This window comes from Mesotoga sp. UBA6090 (assembly GCF_002435945.1).
Lineage (GTDB): Bacteria > Thermotogota > Thermotogae > Petrotogales > Kosmotogaceae > Mesotoga.
Genome location: NZ_DIXC01000012.1, coordinates 48206 through 64718 on the forward strand (window position 1 = coordinate 48206; position 16513 = coordinate 64718).

Consider the following 16513-nt stretch of genomic DNA (forward strand, 5'->3'; position numbering starts at 1 on the left):
CGTTAAGCGCCAGTCTGTCTCATGTATCCAAGAAGGTATTCGACCATCTTGAATCCATCTTGAGGTGATTTGTTTATCAAGTTCTGAACAAGTCTGTCTCTGTCCATTAGTATGTACTCTGACTTTCCTCTGGCAATTACAGTTGCATCCCATTTGCTCTTCGAAAGAACCTGAACCTCACCAATAGAATTTGGGGATCTAAGAGAAAAAAGAACCGAATCTTCGTCGCCGCGCTTTTTCAGAAGAATCATCTCTCCCCTGAGAAGGAAGATAGCGCTTCCACACTTTCTGCCCTCTTCAACCACGATTTGATCTGAAGACGCTTTCCTAACTCTTCTCGAATCGGCTCTCAATAGCCTGAAGAGATCAGCACTGTAATCTGGACCATTGTATAAAAGCTTGAAGCCAGATTCGGAAAGGCCCATGTTGCAGACGAAGAATCTCGCGATCTTAGAAACCTCATCTTCTTCGCCCTCAAGAATCCCCACTATTGTCGATAACGCTTCTTCTAGAATGCTGTTCAGGAAACAGCTAACCGAATAGAAGAGCTTCACGGGTCTAGACAAAGGAGAGTTCTTGTACTGATCGAGATAGCTTTTCAGAACTTCCTGAGCGGCCGGAAAGTCCTTCCTCTCAATTAACTTAATGCCTTTCCTGTAAAGAGACTTCTCACCAAAAAGCAGTGGGGGATACTCTCTCAGCCACTGCTGCTTTCTGGAGACGATAGTTGAAATCAGCTCCTCGAGATCACACGCCGTTTTTTTGGGACATAGTCTAAGCTCTTCTTCAACATCAAGGAAAAACCTTTCTAGTCTCGAAGGTCTTGAGATGAGATACTCCTTCAACTCATCCCTGTCACCAACAAGAATCGAAGAATCACCAACGGAAAGAAGATCTCCGCTGTGCTCTCCACCAACTATAGAAAGTGGGTCGGCGAGATCTCCTTTCATGTAGACCCTGTCTTCAGAATCTGATCCCTTTAGAATGAGACCGCCAGACGATACTATGTAGTAAGCATCGGCCTTTTCACCACAGCCGGCGAGCTTGGTATCTCCCTCTAAAACAATCTCCTTTATGACCCGTCATCACCTTTCATTCTTCCCAAAGTTTCAGTTCCTTCAGCCCTTCTTTGACTATCCTGCGTGTATCCCTAGCAATAACAAGTTCTTCGTTTGTAGGAATTACGAAAACTCCAACTCTTGAATCCGTAGTCGAAATAACTACCTCCTTCCCCCTAATTCTGTTCTTTTCCTCGTCTATTTTTATACCAAGATATCCAAGATACTTATTAACAATATTGGCTCTCAGGTACGGGCTGTTTTCTCCCACTCCCGCTGTGAAAACAATCGCGTCGACTCCATTCATCGCAGCTGAGTATGCTCCTATATACTTCGCCAATCTGTACTCATAGACGTCATGCGCCCGCTTACATACTGGCTCGTCCTTCATCGCTCGTTCCTCTATATCCCTCATGTCACTGAACTGCCGGTCTGTAAGTCCATACATACCACTTTCCTTATTTAGCAGACTGTTGACTTCTCCTGCCGAAAGCCCTTCTTGCTCCTGCAAGAATGGAACGATTGCGGGATCTATGTCACCGGATCGGGTCCCCATAACCAGTCCTTCTAGAGGTGTGAAACCCATAGAAGTATCCACAGATCTACCGTTCTTTACTGCAGCGACAGATGCGCCGTTACCTATATGGGCGGTGATTATTTTCAGAGATTTCAAGGGTTTACCCAGCATGGAGGCAGCCCTTTCTGCAACATATCTATGACTCGTGCCGTGGAAACCATATCTTCTTATCCTGTATTTTCTATAGAGCTCATAGGGTATTGCATATAAATAAGATGATTCAGGCATGGACTGATGAAACGAAGTATCGAAAACACCGATGTGGGGAACGGACGGGAGTATCTTCTTCGCCGCCACGATTCCTTCGATGTTCGCCGGATTGTGAAGAGGGGCGAGAAAATTGTTTGCCTCGATTTCCCTTACAACTTCATCGTCAATGAGAACCGAAGAAGCGAATCTTTCTCCACCATGAACGACACGGTGGCCAACTGCCTCAATTTCATCTATGTTCTTCAAAACACCCGTCTCTTCAGCCTGCAATACATTGATTATGAGTTCCAGGCCCTCTGTGTGGTTGGCAATATCCTTCTCAAACTCAAATTTCTTGTCGCCTTTTTTGTGGGATAATTTTGATCCAGATATGCCAATCCTTTCAAGCAACCCTTTTGCCATTACATTTTCACTTGCGGCATCAAGAAGCTGGTACTTGATTGAGGACGAGCCGCAATTGATTACAAGAATCTTCATTTGACACCCCCGTCTATGCTTTATTAGAACAACCTAGAAGTCTCAACCTGGCTTTAACCACATTCTTTACCAATTCCTTCGGTGTCTTGAAGTATTTCCTCGGATCGAATTCCCCGGGATTTTTTGCAAGAAACTCTCTTAATGAAGCAATGAATGCCATTCTCAAATCTGTATCTGTATTCACTTTGTTTATTCCATATCTCACAGATTCAGCCAGAATCTCTCCCGGAACACCCTTGGCCCCTTTGAAATCAGCCCCATGTTTTTCGGCGAGGTTCTTAACCTCTTCGGGAACACTGGAGGCTCCATGAAGAACAAGTGGAAGACCAGTAAGCTCCTTCACTTTTTTGAGTCTTTCAAAGTCAAGTCTTGCTTCTCCTTTGAACTTGAAGGCACCATGGCTAGTACCAATAGCTGGCGCGAGAAAGTCTATTCCAGTCTCTTCAACAAACCGCTTCGCTTCATCTGGGTCAACCAGTGCCGCCTCATGAGATTCGACCACAACGTTGTCTTCTATTCCAACCAACCTGCCCAGTTCTGCTTCAACCGATACCCCAAGGCTGTGGGCGATCTCCACTATCTTCTTAGTCTCATTCACATTCTTTTCAAACGGGTACTCCGAAGCATCGATCATTACTGATGAATAACCCGACTGAATTGCGGCCATAAGAATGTCGAAGTTCTTTCCGTGGTCTACATGCAGCGAAATAGGAATTTCCACGGTGTCGGCATAGCCTTTCACCATAGAAACAAACAGTCTCGCACCAAGCTTAGCATCCCCATTTCCAGCGTACTTAATTGCTCCTTCAGAGGTCTCTATTATCACTGGAGAGTGCTCTTCAACTCCGGCATCAACAATCGCCTGAAGAAACTCAAGATTGTTAATATTCAGCGCGGGTACAGCATAAAATTCCTTATTTGCTTTCTCCAGTATGTCCTTTGTGTTTACATACGGCATTTTTTCCCCTCCAATCTCGTTTCCACATCTACATTTCATCAAGATTATACCAGTTCAAATCCACTAAGTTCTATTCCACCGCCCGTTTTCCTCGTAAACGTAACCTCCCAATTGCAGATTTGTCAGTTCGACGACCAGATCCTTGCTCGATAAATTTGTTCTCAGAAGGAGTTCGCCGAAAGTAAGAGAACCGTCTCCCATAGCTTCCAGAACTTGTGAGTCGATTCTTTCTTCAGAAAGTTCACGCAAGATTATCTCCGGAAACTCTTCTACTATGTCTTTGCATTCCGAAACCAGTTTCGCTCCGTTCTTAATCAGCCAGTTAGTTCCTTCTGAGTTTCTCCTGGTTATGTCCCCTGGAACAGCGAAGACATCTCTTCCGTTTTCAAGAGCAAGTCTCGCTGTGATTAGAGAGCCGCTTCTCAGAGTAGCCTGCACCACAAAGACCGCTCTGGCAACGCCGGCGATGATTCTATTTCTCCTTGGAAAGTTATGTTTTAACGGGGGAGTTCCGGGAAGATACTCTGAAAGAACACAGCCTCTTTCCATCACCGATCTTATGAGTTGCCTGTTAGTTGCGGGATAAGCAATATCGATTCCCGTTCCAAGTATCCCCACTGTCGAGCCACTGCCTTCGAGAGCTCCTAAATGAGCTTGTGCATCGATTCCAACGGCAAGACCACTGACTATTGTAATACCGGTTTCGGAAAGTGATCTGGAGTATTCTTTTGCAATCGAGGCTCCATACCTATCCGCTTTTCTGGAACCCACAACGGCAAGAATACTTTGTGTGTTAAGGAGCGAAAGCTCTCCTTCAAAGAACAGAACCGCAGGCGGTTCAAATATGTTTCTGAGCGCATCGGGGTACTGTTCATCATTGTAAGTAATGAAGTTCTTGTATTTTGAAATGGTTTTGACTACGGAAGGAAAATTCTTGCAGTAATTCTTCATTTTGCTTTTGTTGAGATCTATTTGCGAACGGAACAGAAGAGAGCTACTGAGTCCCGCACTCTCTATCTTCTCCATCTCGGAAGGCACGAAATCGCCAGAAAGAGCTACCGCAGCGTATTCTATTCTTTCCATTACAGAATGAAGGCACTTAAGTCCTCATCGGCAGCAATCTCCCCGATTTTGTCATCAACGTACTTCCTGTCTATTATGAGTTCTTCAGGAACTTCAGGTGCGTTGAATGAAGTCTCCTCGAGAACCTTCTCAACTACCGTGTAAAGCCTTCTCGCTCCAATGTTTTCGATCTTTTCATTTAGATTATGAGAAACCTTGGCGATCTCTCTCAAACCGTCCTCTTCAAAAACCACTCTTACCCCTTCGGTTTCCAATAATGCAGCATATTGCTTTGTTATAGCATTCTTCGGTTCAACTAAGATCCTCAAAAAGTCCTTCTGAGTAAGGGCATCAAGCTCAACCCTTATCGGAAACCTCCCTTGAAACTCCGGAATCAAATCAGATGGCTTCGCTGTATGAAAGGCTCCCGCCGCAATGAATAGTATGTAGTCAGTTCTTATCTGCCCGTGTTTAGTAGTAACGGTCGTTCCCTCGATAATCGGAAGAAGATCTCTTTGAACACCTTCCCTTGAAACATCAGGTCCGTGGGAGCCACTTCTAAAGGTGATCTTGTCAATTTCGTCAATAAAGACTATTCCACGATTCTCCACTCTTTCAATCGCTTCTGCCACAACTTTATCCATGTCAAGAAGCTTCTCCGCTTCCAAAGGTAGAAGAGTTCTTCTCGCATCGGCGATTCTCATCCTGCGTCTCTTTGTCTTTTTCGGTACCATTCCTCCCAGTACTCCCGACATGTCGATTCCCATATCCTCCATCCCAGGAATCATTATCATTGGCTGACTTTGGTCTTCGAGTTCGATCTCAATTTCCAGTTCTTCGAGATCTCCACTTCTCAACCTTTCTCTGTAGTCTTCCCTGCGGTTTCTTATTCTATCGACTTCTTCCTGACTGGGTTTTGGCTGCTGCTGGCCCTGGAAAAGCTCAAGAATATTCCTTGTTCCGCTTCCTTTGCTCTGTGGACCGGGAACAAGAGACTCGAGGATTCTCTCTTCCACTTGATACGTTGCTTTACCTTCTACTTCACTCATCTTCTCCTGCTTTACCATGGTGACACCAACTTCGACGAGTTCTCTTATTATCGACTCAACGTTTTTACCTACGTACCCCACTTCAGTGAACCTGGTTGCCTCAACCTTCGTAAAAGGAGAGCCAGTGAGTTCCGCCAACCTTCTTGCTATCTCGGTCTTTCCAACTCCCGTGGGGCCCATCATAAGTATGTTCTTTGGTATGACATCTCTTCTCATATCTTCTGGAAGCTTCTGCCTTCGAATTCTATTTCTCATTGCTACAGCAACTGCCCTTTTGGCCTTTTCCTGTCCGACTATGTATTTGTCAAGTTCCTCGACTATCCTTTTCGGAGTCAAGTCGTCCAATTCTTCTCTCTTCATTGCTTTTCTCCTCCAAGTGTTTCCAGAGTAAATTTCGTGTTAGTGTAAATGCATATTTCGCTGGCAATCTCCATCGCTTTCGTCGCTATCTCTTCCGCCTCCAGGCTACTGTGTCTGATTAATGCTCTCGCAGCTGCGAGAGCATAAGAGCCACCCGATCCTATAGCAAGGACATCTTCATCTGGTTCTATTACTTCCCCATTACCCGACACCAGGAGAATGCTATCTTTGTCGGCAACTAAAAGAAGTGCTTGAAGGTTTCTAAGTACCTTGTTTGTCCTCCACTCTTTGGCCAGGTTTACAGCCGCTCTTTTAAGATTCGCGTTAACTTCCCTCAGTTTCTCTTCAAACTTCTCAAAAAGGGTCATTGCATCGGCCACTGAACCTGCAAAACCAGCCAGCACAGAACCGTCGCCAAGTTTTCTGACCTTTCTGGCTGTTCCTTTCATCACGGTATCACCGATCGTGATCTGACCATCTCCAATCATAACCGTCTTCTCATTCTTTCTCAGAACAAGTATCGTCGTTCCGTGAATATCCTGCATAATTACCTCCTGTTCCTTTTTTCAGCTGCCTCGACCACGCCGCCGACAACGTCCTCGAAAGTCATTCCCATTGCCCTGGCAGACATTGGAAGATCGCTCAAGTCGGTCATACCGGGTATAGTATTAACTTCAAGAAAGTAAAACGTGTCTTCCCTGAGTATACCGTCGATCCTCGAAAGATCTCGGCAACCCAGAAGCTTGTATATAGCAACCGACTTCTCGATGATCGATTTCTGAACACTCTCTTCTACGGGAGCTGGCACCACAAAGTCTGTCAATCCCGCTATGTACTTGGCTTCATAGTCGTAGAAACGCTTCTTGGGTTTGATCTCAAGAATCGGAAGCACTACGGGACCATCCTTCGAATCGATTATGGATATTGTCATTTCTCTACCCGCAATATACTCTTCAAGAAGAAGAGAATCGTAAGCGACTAGCAGTTCTCTAGTTCTGTCCTCTAGAATCGATTGATCATCGCAGATGTGAATCCCTATGCTGGATCCTTCTCTCACAGGCTTTATAACGCAGGGGAATATCTCCCACCCCTCGACGTCTCTATCCCTTTCAACTCGCTTCCATACTGGCAATTCGACAGATCTGTCGACCAGTCTGTAGGTGATCTCCTTATCGAAACAGATTGCGCTGGTCCTTGAGTCGGAGCCAGTATAAGGTAAACCTGCAAGTTCCAGCATGCCCTGAATAGTTCCGTCTTCGCCAAACCTACCATGGAGGGCAAGGAAAAAGAGATCGGTCTTCACATCCAGGAGGTCGGCAACAGTGTCTCTCTTAAGATCAAACGGCAGAACTTCAACTCCTAACCTTTCAAGAGACTTAGCAATATTTATTCCACTCTTGACCGACACATCCCTCTCGTTCGAAAAGCCGCCGTAGACAACCGCAACTCTCCTGGTCATCAGCCTTCCTCCATTTCGAACTCTTTCTTGCACTTTTCGCAGTAATGAACCCTCTTTCCTCCTCTCTTGATTTTGAGGAAAAGATGAGAATCGCAGATTTCGCATTTCTCTTTCGTGGGCTCATTCCAGTAGAGCTCTCCACATTCGGAACACTTGTAGTAATTCTTACCTTTCTTGCTACGCAGCTTCTCAACCACCCCTCCGCACTTCGGACATGCGGCGTCTATTCTCACGTTTCTTGTGTACTTGCATTTCGGGTAGGCCGAGCATGCGATAAACTCACCGTACCTGCCCTTTCTCTTAACAAGTACGGAACCACATTCCGGACACTTTTCATCTATCTCCACTTCCATTTTCTGATTAGCTGCAACATCCTTCAACAAGACTTTCCCGTCTATCACGCAGGTGAAAGAAGTCATATCAACAGATTCGTTCTTTTCACATGATCGACACTTCAAATACCCGCCGTATCTTCCGAAGACTATCTTGAAATTGCCGCCACAAGAGCATTCTTTGTCTGTCAGGAACTCAATTCTAAGCTCCCCCTTCTTGATCTTCTTGTCAATCTGATCAAGATCCGTCTTGAAGCCACCATAGAAGCCCTGGACAACATCCTGCCACTTTTTGGCGCCATTTTCTACATCGTCAAGTTCTTCCTCCATATTTGCGGTAAAATTCGTGTCGACAACATCGGGAAAATAATCATTGAGAAACTCATTTACAATCGAACCTAGTAATGTTGGCCTAAGCTCTCTAGATTGTCGAAGTACGTATTTTCTGTCCAGTAGTGTGGAGATTATTGTCGCATAAGTTGAAGGACGACCGATTCCTCTCTTCTCGAGTTCTTTTACTAGCGAAGCTTCGCTAAATCTGGAGGGCGGCTTGGTTGTATCTTCCTCGAATTCGATCTTGGAAGGCTTGATCTCTTCCCCCTTCTTGTAATCGCGACCAATCTCACTCTTCGATGATCTCGAGATAATTCTTTCAAAGCCATCGAACAGTCTTCGTTCACCGGTTAAGCTGAGGATATACTTCTCGTTCTCGTCCTCTAGCTGAACATCTGTCACAGCATATTCTGCACTAGCCATCTGAGAAGCTATGAACCTATTCCATATAAGCGTGTATAGCCTCAGATTATCCCCGGATAGAAGCTTCTTCGCCGTGTCTGGATCGTTTTCGGGATAAGTGGGCCTTATCGCTTCATGGGCATCCTGAATTTTCTTTCCCTTCCCGGCAGATCTTACGGGACCAATGTATTCCTTTCCAAATTTGCTGTTGATGATCTCTACAGCCTTTTCTCTGGCCACACTCGAAATTCTCGTCGAGTCAGTTCTCATGTATGTGATAAAGGCCATCTGGCCATTATCAGTTTCTATTCCCTCATATAGTTGCTGAGCAATCTTCATTGTCTTACTTGCACTCCAACCGAGCTCGCCAATAGCGCTTTGCTGAAGAGTTGATGTAATGAATGGCATCGGAGCGTTTCTTTTCGAAGTACGCTTTCTAACATCTTTTACATGCAGATTGGCTTTTGAGAGTTCATTTATTATCTCATCTCTCTTTTCTTCGCTTGTTATAGATTTATTGTTGAACTTCTTGCCATCAATTTTCGAAAGAGAGAATCGATCTTCGCCGACCTGGGCAAAGATTTTGAAAAATTTATGTGGTACGAAGACAGCTATCCTCTTCTCAAGCTCGACCATGAACTTCAAGGCTACAGACTGAACTCTTCCGGCACTCAATCCCTTTGTCATCGTTCTCCAGAGAATTGGACTGATCTTATAACCCACAATCCTGTCGAGAACTCTCCTGGCCACCTGAGCCTCGACTTTCGACATATCTATTTCTCTCGGATCCAGTATTGCGCTTTTTATTGCCGACTCAGTAATCTCATTGAAGACTATTCTATTCTTTTCGTTTCGAGGAAGACCCAGAAGCTCAGAAATATGCCAAGCGATCGCCTCGCCTTCGCGGTCAAGGTCAGAAGCAAGAAAGACTTTCTTACCTTTGGATTTCTTCGCAAGTTCTTGAACTACCTTCTCCTTACCTTTCAAAACCTCATATGTCGGCTCAAATGTATCAGGATTCAATCCCAAATTTGATTCCGGCAGATCCCTGACGTGTCCCTTTGAAGCGGTTACTTCGTAGTTCTTTCCTAAGTATCTACCAATTGTCTTCGCCTTTGCTGGCGATTCAACGATTACAAGCTTATCTGGCAAGATATCACTCCTACTTCTTCAGTCGCCCGATCTTCGATTCTTCATGAATACTCTTCTATTTAGGAACCGGTCATAGTTGCTCCAGGAAGATGTAGAACCATTAAATTCTCTCTCTTCTATCTCTCGAAACTGAGCAACCTTCGAATCCAGATCATCGGCCATGTGAAGGACAATTGCTTCTGTCGTTTTTGGAATAACGGGAGAACCCCACTCCATCTCTCCATGATGAGAAAGAAGAAGATGTTTGATCTCTGTTTGAAGATAGCGCGGAAAGCCCTGAATCCTAGAAATAGCTCTGCCGATCATCTCTATGCCCATCACGATATGCCCGACCAGTTCACCGTCATTGGTCCTGTCAATTCCTGACGAAGTGACAGAATATTCGTAGACTTTGCCAACATCATGTAGTAAGGCGCCGGCTATCAAGAGATCTTTGTCTACAGATTCATTGTACTTCATTGCGAAAAAGGCACACAGTTCTGCAACTGACATTGTGTGTTCCAGAAGGCCTCCCTTATACGCATGATGAACCTTCGACGCAGCGGGTGAGATTATGAACTTCTCGATGAACTTCTTGTCGTTCTCAAAAATCTCTTTAAGCAGCGTCCTGATGTGCTGGTCGCTTATATTGTTGATAAAACTGAGAAGATCGTCGTACATCTGAGGGATATCCTTTGTTGTTACAGCCATAAACCTTTCGGGATCGTAATGTCCAATCTCGAGAACCTGAATCCCTTCCGAATCAAGGTTAAGCTGCTGCCTGTCTTCATAGACAACTACACGGGCCGAAACTCTTACAACAGTTCCCTGTTCCAAAGCGCTGTCGTTTTGTTCTGCATTGAACCAATCTATAGCTCTGATAGCGCCTGTCTTATCGGAGAGAGTGAGGAGCAAGAATTTCTTCCCGTCTCGAGCCTCCTGAATTCTCTTCGAATGCACTTTGAAAACAGATAGAACGGAACTTCCCGGACGCAGATCTGAAACAAAGGGAAATCCATCCTTGTTGGTCTTATCCTGATCAGCATTTATCTGATTCAAAATCTCATTCCCAATAATATCGCGGAGTTTCATCACTTTTCTCCTTTCCGATAGATCCTTGGAACTCTTGAAGAGATCGAGCAGACAACCTCGTAGTTGATGGTTCCACAAAGATCTGCCATCTCCTCAGCCGTGATCCTCTCCCCTTCCTGAGAACCAATGATAACCACTTCATCTCCTACGGAGATCTTTCTCTCTATGTGAGCGACATCGACCACAAATTGATCCATGCAAACCCTACCTAAAATCCTGCACCTCTTGCCCGCAATGATAACATAACCCTTGTTTGATAGCAGTCTGCTGTAACCATCGGCATAACCAACCGGAATAGTTGCCACCAGCATATCGCGGTTGGCAACGAAGGTCCTACCATAACTAACCGAATAACCAGCATGTATCTTCTTCAAATAGGAGATGCAGGTCTTCCACTCAAGTACTGGCATGAGGTTATTATCTACAATAATCGAGGGTTGCAGACCATAAGTGGCAATTCCCGCTCTCACATAGTCGTATCTCGAGTTATCGAGAAAAATAGTTCCGGCGCTGTTAGATATGTGACTTTCGAAGCTGCCGAATGGTATTTCCCCTAAGCCAGCTAGAAATCTGTCAAAAGAATCCTTCTGCTCAGACACAAACTCACTCTCTTTCTCATCTGCAGTGGCGAAATGCGTGTATGCACCGGTGATTCTAATTCCTTTCGATACGGCCGACTCATATAACCGCAACGAGTCCTCCCACTCCATGCCGAGACGCCTCATTCCTGTGTCCACAACAATATGAAAATCTGGAAGCGGCACCTCGAGGTCGACGATTTCTTCAAGCTGACCAAATGAGCAAAGAGTTAAAGTCAAGCCGAATTTCCTGGCAATGGGAATTTCGTGTCTGTCCACATAGTTCAATACAAGAATTGGCAGATTGACCCCACCTTCTCGAATCTTGATACCTTCCTCAAGAAAAGCAACGGCTAGCCGCTCAATGCCGATATCCCGAGCGGCCTTCGATAACTCCACTGCGCCGTGACCATAAGCGTCAGCTTTCACAACAGCCATCAACTTCGCCGGAAATGCCTTCCTTGACAAATAAAGAAGATTCTGCTTGTAAGCAGACAGATCGATCAAAGCGAAGGTCTTTCGACTATTCATGACATGCCTTCTTAGCGAAAAAAGCGCGCCTCGCGCGCTCCACCTATATTGCTCTCGTCACTTTTCCAGCTTTGAGGCACTTCACACAAACTCTTACTCTTTTCACCTCGCCGTCAATCATGACGCGTACCTTTTGAACATTCGGCTTCCACCAGCGCTTGGTTTTTTTATTTGAGTGGGAGACCATATTTCCTGTAGTTGGTGCCTTGCCACATATTTCGCAAACCTTGGACATGAGTCGTGTCCTCCTCTCAATTTACAATACACTTCATTATAGTAAAGAAAGACAAGCTTTTCAACTCGAGAGTTTTCTGATTCCAAAATGAATCTCATTGACTTTCGTGTCCAGGGCAAGCATAATCTTGGTTATGAAGAGAATTCTGGTAATTGTACTGTCAATCATGTATATGGTGGCAACGGTATTCTTTTATTTAAGACCGGGTGCGCCCAGCTTTGCAGCTGGAAGCGACAAATTTCTCCATTTTATCGGTTTCTTCTTCGGAGGACTCCTTTTTCTTCTTTGTTCAAAGATTGGAGTGAAAGGGCTGATAAGAATTTCGCTTTTTTTATTTCTCATTATAGGTCCGATTATCCTCGAGTTTCTCCAGATTCTATCTCCATACAGGTATTTTGACGCAATCGACATTGCTTTTAATTATTTGGGTTGGACGATTCCCGTACTCATCTTCTCTTTCATCTGGCGCTCGCGGCTTTTTTCAGCAGACAAAAGCTCTCAATCATAACTGGAATGAGTCGAACCATTACTTCTTTGAAGGAAGTTTCAAGATTCATTTTTCACAAGGCCGTGATGATATACTTTTTTTGACCAGTGATGGGAGGTGTGTTATTTGGTTGAAAAGAGATTATGGAGTTCAGCGTCTCTGATGTCTCTATTCTTTCTCGTTCTCGTTGCCTGCCTTTCTCCTTTGACCATTCTGGCAGATTCGTTGATTATGGACGAACTCCACTATGTCTCACTTGATGCCACATTATCAGGGTTTTCAGGACTAATAGTCGGTACAGAGAATAATTTCGATCTCTTAATTATGAGAGAAGGCACCGTTCGTGCTTGCCGGGCTTGACATTTCGCAATATGACTCGTCAAAGCTCTACAGCAAAAGACTTCTGTCGTTCTTGAGAAGCACGATTGGACTTCAAGCTACGGTTCAAAGAGCCTCTTCGTCAAAAGGTTCTGCTGCTTACATCTGGATTCAACCTGAAGGGGAATCCTATTTGATTCAGTCGATCATTGTTTCCAACGGGCTCGGACGAGCAGCCGGCGAAGGAGAAATCGATCTGTCCATTTCGGAAGAGTACGCCTCCAAAAAAGCTCTCGGAGTTTGGGATGAAGAGCTGGACATAGTTAAAGCGACAATTCAGGAAGATGTTCAGCAAGCAGAAACAAAGCAATTGCTACAGAGTCATGCGATGCCTGACGCGAAATTGGTCATATCCGAAATAGATATTTTCGATAATGGTGAGTACGCCATGATTGTTTTACTGCCTCAGAGGGTGGGCGTTTCGACGGTTCTACTCTATCAATCGTCTCCAGAGCGGAAAGTAGTCTGGATGAAGGCCTTTTTCTCTTTGCATCTGAAGGTGTTCTAGAAATGCAGGAACAGCTCAAAATATTTGTTACACTTGATCGTTCCCGTCAAGTTTCTTTTGATTACGATTATCTGTGGGAAAGCTACCTTGATCCCAGAGGCGGTTATCTCAGGATCAGAGGTCGAGACGGAAACGAGACTCTTTTCGAATATGAATATGGAAGAAGGATAAGTGGCTTCATTGTAACCCCACTCTATTAAGGGAGGCATTATAATGAAAAAGGTGTTGTTCTTCTTGTTCATCATCTTCGGAACAACGATTTTTGCTTTTACGGGAGAAAGTATGGGAAAAAACGCAGCAGATTATGATGCAGGAACTGTATTGATTGTTCATTATCACAGGTACGACGAAAACTATGATGGCTGGAATCTCTGGATTTGGCCGGATAAGCCGAAAAGTATGGATGGAAAATCATATGCTTTCGACGGAACAGATGATTTTGGAGTGTCTGCAACCGTCAAACTTGACGAAAAACACTCTAGAGTTGGCTTTATAGTAAGACTCAGAGAGTGGGAAAAGAAAGATGTTACCACCGATAGATTTGTCGACATTCCCGAATCAGGCGTGGCCGAAATTTGGGTAATCGAAGGTGAAGAAGAGTTTCTGATCAGTCCAGAGAAGATAGATCTTACTCCAAGAGTCAAGATAGCTTTTCTGGATTCACTGAGCGAGATATTTGCATCGCTTTCAGCTCCTGTTGACACCAAGACCGTAACTCCAAAAGTCTTGGTGAACGGTTCTCTCATTGAGATTGAAACCTTCGAAAAGGCGGATCCAACTGATGTATCCGTTACTAACTACGTTAAGATAAAGCTGGCGAAACCTCTTTCTGCAGAATGTGTTAGTGAAGAGCTTTCCCTGAAGATAGAAGGCTTCCTTTCAAGTGAGATCATTGTCAGGAAGGCGCTTGATGACCCGCAATTCTTCTACGGAAATCAGCTCGGAGCAATCTACTCAAAGAGCGAGACTGTTTTCAGAGTCTGGTCGCCCGTATCTTCTTCAGCATCGGTGCTTCTGTTTGAAGACCTTTATTCCGATGGTTACGTCGAAATTCCCATGACTAGAGGAGAAGCCGGAGTATGGGAAGCAGTCGTTGAAGGAGATCAGCATCTTAAAGCCTACAGGTACAAGTTTTTTTCTTATGGCAAGGAAAGAAATACTGTGGATATTTACTCCCGTGCGGTAACAAAAAACAGTGAGAGGTCAGTCGTAATAGATCCTGAAAAGGCTGCTTTCGATGGTTGGAAAGATCATAAAATCCCACTCTTCGAGAACCCTGAGAACGCAATAATATACGAGATTCATGTTGGGGACATGACCTCCGATTTGGATACAACTGTAGAGCATAAGGGCAAGTATCTCGGACTGGCAGAAACGGGCAGAACAGGCCCTGAGGGAGTGTCTGTCGGATTGGATCACATTACTGAACTTGGCGTAACACATGTACACATAATGCCCTTCAACGACATTCATTACATCATCGAAGGAGAAGACGGACAGTACGGTTGGGGCTATGATCCTTATCTGTACATGGTTCCTGAGGGCCATTACAGTATCGATCCTTCCGATCCTCTTAGCAGAATAATCGAGTCGAAGATCATGATAGAGAAATTCCACGAAAACGGGATCAGAGTCATTCTCGATACCGTATTTAATCACACGGCAGCAACTGGCTCTTCTTCACCCTTTGATCAAACGGTTCCCTTTTACTATTACAGGACAGATAGAACTGGAGCTTATTTGAACGGAACAGGAGTCGGTAATGAGATAGCTACCGAAAGACCGATGATGAGGAAGCACATTCTCGATACTCTGAAGATGTGGGTCAATGAATATAGAATCGATGGGTTCAGATTCGACCTTATGGGCCTAATGGACAGAGAGACCATTCTTGCAATAGACCGGGAGCTTCATGCCATCGATGAATCGATTCTCCTCTACGGCGAGCCGTGGGGCGGATGGGGAGCCACAATAACTTTTGGAAAGGGCGATCAGAAGGGAACCGGGGTAAGCGTGTTTAACGATAACCTGAGAGACGCTATCCGAGGAAGTGTTTTCGATGAGAAGATAAAGGGCTTTGCCCTTGGAAGCAGGGCAAAAGAGCGGAGGATAATGCGTGGTATCGTGGGGAGCATTGAATATAGCAACGACATAAAAGACTTTGCTGATGATCCAGCAGAGACTATCAACTACGTTTCGGCCCACGATAATCAGACCTTGTGGGACAAGAATAGTGCCGCAATGCCAGATGCTCCAAGAGATCTATTGTTGAGTGCGCAAAAGCTGTCAAATGCAATAGTAATTCTTTCACAAGGGATTCCCTTCCTTCATGGTGGAGTGGATTTCGCGCGTACGAAGTATGGGAACGAAAACAGCTATAACGCCGGAGTTGAGATAAACAAAATGGATTATTCAAGGAAGGCCGAGTTTATTGATCTTTTCACCTATTACAAGGATATAATAGCCCTGAGAAAAAACCATCCAGCCTTCAGGATGACTTCATCTGAGCAGATCCGCAGCAACCTGACATTCCTTGACGCACCAAGAAACATAGTTGCATTCATCATAAATGGAAAGTCGGCCGGCGATTCGTGGGAGGAAATACTAGTAATCTTCAACGGCAATCTTGAACCCGCTGAGATAACCCTCCCGGATGAAAGTTGGAATCTCGCATCAGACGGAGTTAGAGTCTCGGAAGCCTCGCTTGAAAGACTCTCAGGCAAAGTGACACTTGAACCGATATCCACCTATGTCTTCTTCAAGTAAACCCGGAGGTGTGGTATGTACAGCTGTAAGATAATAAGAATACTTGAGTCTGGTTTTTTCGATGAAATCGCTGAATCAATAGAGATCTCTAAAAGGATTCTCGAAGATTATGGTTTTAGGTACACAGGTTCTACTGATGTCGACCCAGTGATGAGCGATCTTAAAGAAGCAATATATGCCGATTCCTGTTCAAATGACATGGTTCTCGTTCTTGGAGGAACGGGACTTCACAGGGAAGACATAGGACCCGAGGTTGTCTTGTCTCTTGTGGATAAAAGGGCAACAGGAATTGAGACGGCAATGCTCAGGAATGCTATAGTCGCCGACCCTTCTCTGTGCCTATACCGGGTTGGAGCAGGAACAATCGGGGATTCAATAGTACTATCTGTTCCCGGTTATCACGAAACTGTTCATTATTACCTAGAACCCGTTCTGAACTATTTGAAACCCTTTTTCGACGGACTCAGGGCATCGGAGAGAATTCAGAATAGAAATAGCTGATTAAACTGTCGATATTTACGCGATCGGTA

Annotated in this window: 16 protein-coding genes; 5 read left to right on the top strand and 11 right to left on the bottom strand. The window is 44.8% G+C overall.

The features are described from left to right. Positions 1-2 precede the first annotated feature (2 nt). From B3K42_RS02035 to rpmB, 11 genes are all read right to left on the bottom strand, one after another. A complete protein-coding gene (locus B3K42_RS02035; protein WP_258367130.1) occupies positions 3-950 on the bottom strand; it encodes a cyclic nucleotide-binding domain-containing protein in 948 nt (315 codons plus the stop codon). Positions 951-1092: 142 nt separating this feature from the next. Further along, positions 1093-2322 (bottom strand): acetate kinase, encoded by a 1230-nt coding sequence (locus tag B3K42_RS02040; RefSeq protein WP_110989913.1) that lies wholly within the window; start codon positions 2320-2322, stop codon positions 1093-1095. Between the two features lie 13 nt (positions 2323-2335). Next, a complete protein-coding gene (gene fba / locus B3K42_RS02045) occupies positions 2336-3280 on the bottom strand; it encodes a class II fructose-1,6-bisphosphate aldolase (protein WP_110989912.1) in 945 nt (314 codons plus the stop codon). A 63-nt stretch (positions 3281-3343) separates the two neighbouring features. Continuing rightward, positions 3344-4363 carry a DNA-processing protein DprA gene (dprA, locus tag B3K42_RS02050; protein ID WP_110989911.1) on the bottom strand — a complete coding sequence of 340 codons (1020 nt, stop codon included), beginning with the start codon at positions 4361-4363 and terminating at the stop codon, positions 3344-3346. After that, positions 4363-5751, bottom strand: a complete 1389-nt coding sequence (gene hslU, locus B3K42_RS02055) for an ATP-dependent protease ATPase subunit HslU (RefSeq protein WP_110989910.1) — start codon at positions 5749-5751, stop codon at positions 4363-4365. Before hslU ends, dprA begins: the two co-directional genes overlap by 1 nt. Then, positions 5748-6296, bottom strand: a complete 549-nt coding sequence (gene hslV / locus B3K42_RS02060; RefSeq protein ID WP_110989909.1) for an ATP-dependent protease subunit HslV — start codon at positions 6294-6296, stop codon at positions 5748-5750. Before hslV ends, hslU begins: the two co-directional genes overlap by 4 nt. A 2-nt stretch (positions 6297-6298) precedes the next feature. Then, positions 6299-7210 carry a D-alanine--D-alanine ligase family protein gene (locus B3K42_RS02065; protein WP_110989908.1) on the bottom strand — a complete coding sequence of 304 codons (912 nt, stop codon included), beginning with the start codon at positions 7208-7210 and terminating at the stop codon, positions 6299-6301. Beyond that, positions 7210-9429: a type I DNA topoisomerase gene (gene topA / locus B3K42_RS02070; RefSeq protein ID WP_110989907.1), complete on the bottom strand. Its 2220-nt coding sequence runs from the start codon at positions 9427-9429 to the stop codon at positions 7210-7212. The genes B3K42_RS02065 and topA overlap by 1 nt, the downstream gene beginning before the upstream one ends. Before the next feature lie 18 nt (positions 9430-9447). Further along, the gene (locus B3K42_RS02075) at positions 9448-10500 is read right to left on the bottom strand and encodes a 3'-5' exoribonuclease YhaM family protein (RefSeq protein ID WP_110989906.1); all 1053 of its coding nucleotides are present in this window, start codon (positions 10498-10500) and stop codon (positions 9448-9450) included. Further along, a complete protein-coding gene (gene alr / locus B3K42_RS02080; RefSeq protein WP_292596512.1) occupies positions 10500-11609 on the bottom strand; it encodes an alanine racemase in 1110 nt (369 codons plus the stop codon). Before alr ends, B3K42_RS02075 begins: the two co-directional genes overlap by 1 nt. Positions 11610-11652: 43 nt before the next feature. Continuing rightward, positions 11653-11844 carry a 50S ribosomal protein L28 gene (gene rpmB / locus B3K42_RS02085; RefSeq protein ID WP_110989904.1) on the bottom strand — a complete coding sequence of 64 codons (192 nt, stop codon included), beginning with the start codon at positions 11842-11844 and terminating at the stop codon, positions 11653-11655. 613 nt (positions 11845-12457) lie between these two features. Here rpmB and B3K42_RS02090 point away from each other — a divergent pair. The 5 genes from B3K42_RS02090 to B3K42_RS02110 all read left to right on the top strand — a co-directional run bounded on the left by B3K42_RS02090 (position 12458) and on the right by B3K42_RS02110 (position 16484). Next, entirely contained in the window at positions 12458-12691 is a 234-nt protein-coding gene (locus B3K42_RS02090) for a hypothetical protein (RefSeq protein WP_110991312.1), read from the top strand. Beyond that, complete coding sequence (locus B3K42_RS02095) at positions 12675-13217, top strand: hypothetical protein (RefSeq protein ID WP_110991313.1); 543 nt, start codon at positions 12675-12677, stop codon at positions 13215-13217. The genes B3K42_RS02090 and B3K42_RS02095 overlap by 17 nt, the downstream gene beginning before the upstream one ends. Positions 13218-13219: 2 nt before the next feature. Next, positions 13220-13417: a hypothetical protein gene (locus B3K42_RS02100; protein WP_292596516.1), complete on the top strand. Its 198-nt coding sequence runs from the start codon at positions 13220-13222 to the stop codon at positions 13415-13417. 82 nt (positions 13418-13499) lie between these two features. Then, positions 13500-15983, top strand: coding sequence for a type I pullulanase (gene pulA, locus B3K42_RS02105; RefSeq protein WP_349680943.1), 2484 nt, complete (start codon positions 13500-13502; stop codon positions 15981-15983). 15 nt (positions 15984-15998) lie between these two features. Further along, on the top strand, positions 15999-16484 hold the full coding sequence (locus B3K42_RS02110; protein ID WP_110989902.1) for a molybdopterin-binding protein: 486 nt from the start codon (positions 15999-16001) through the stop codon (positions 16482-16484). Positions 16485-16513 lie beyond the last annotated feature (29 nt).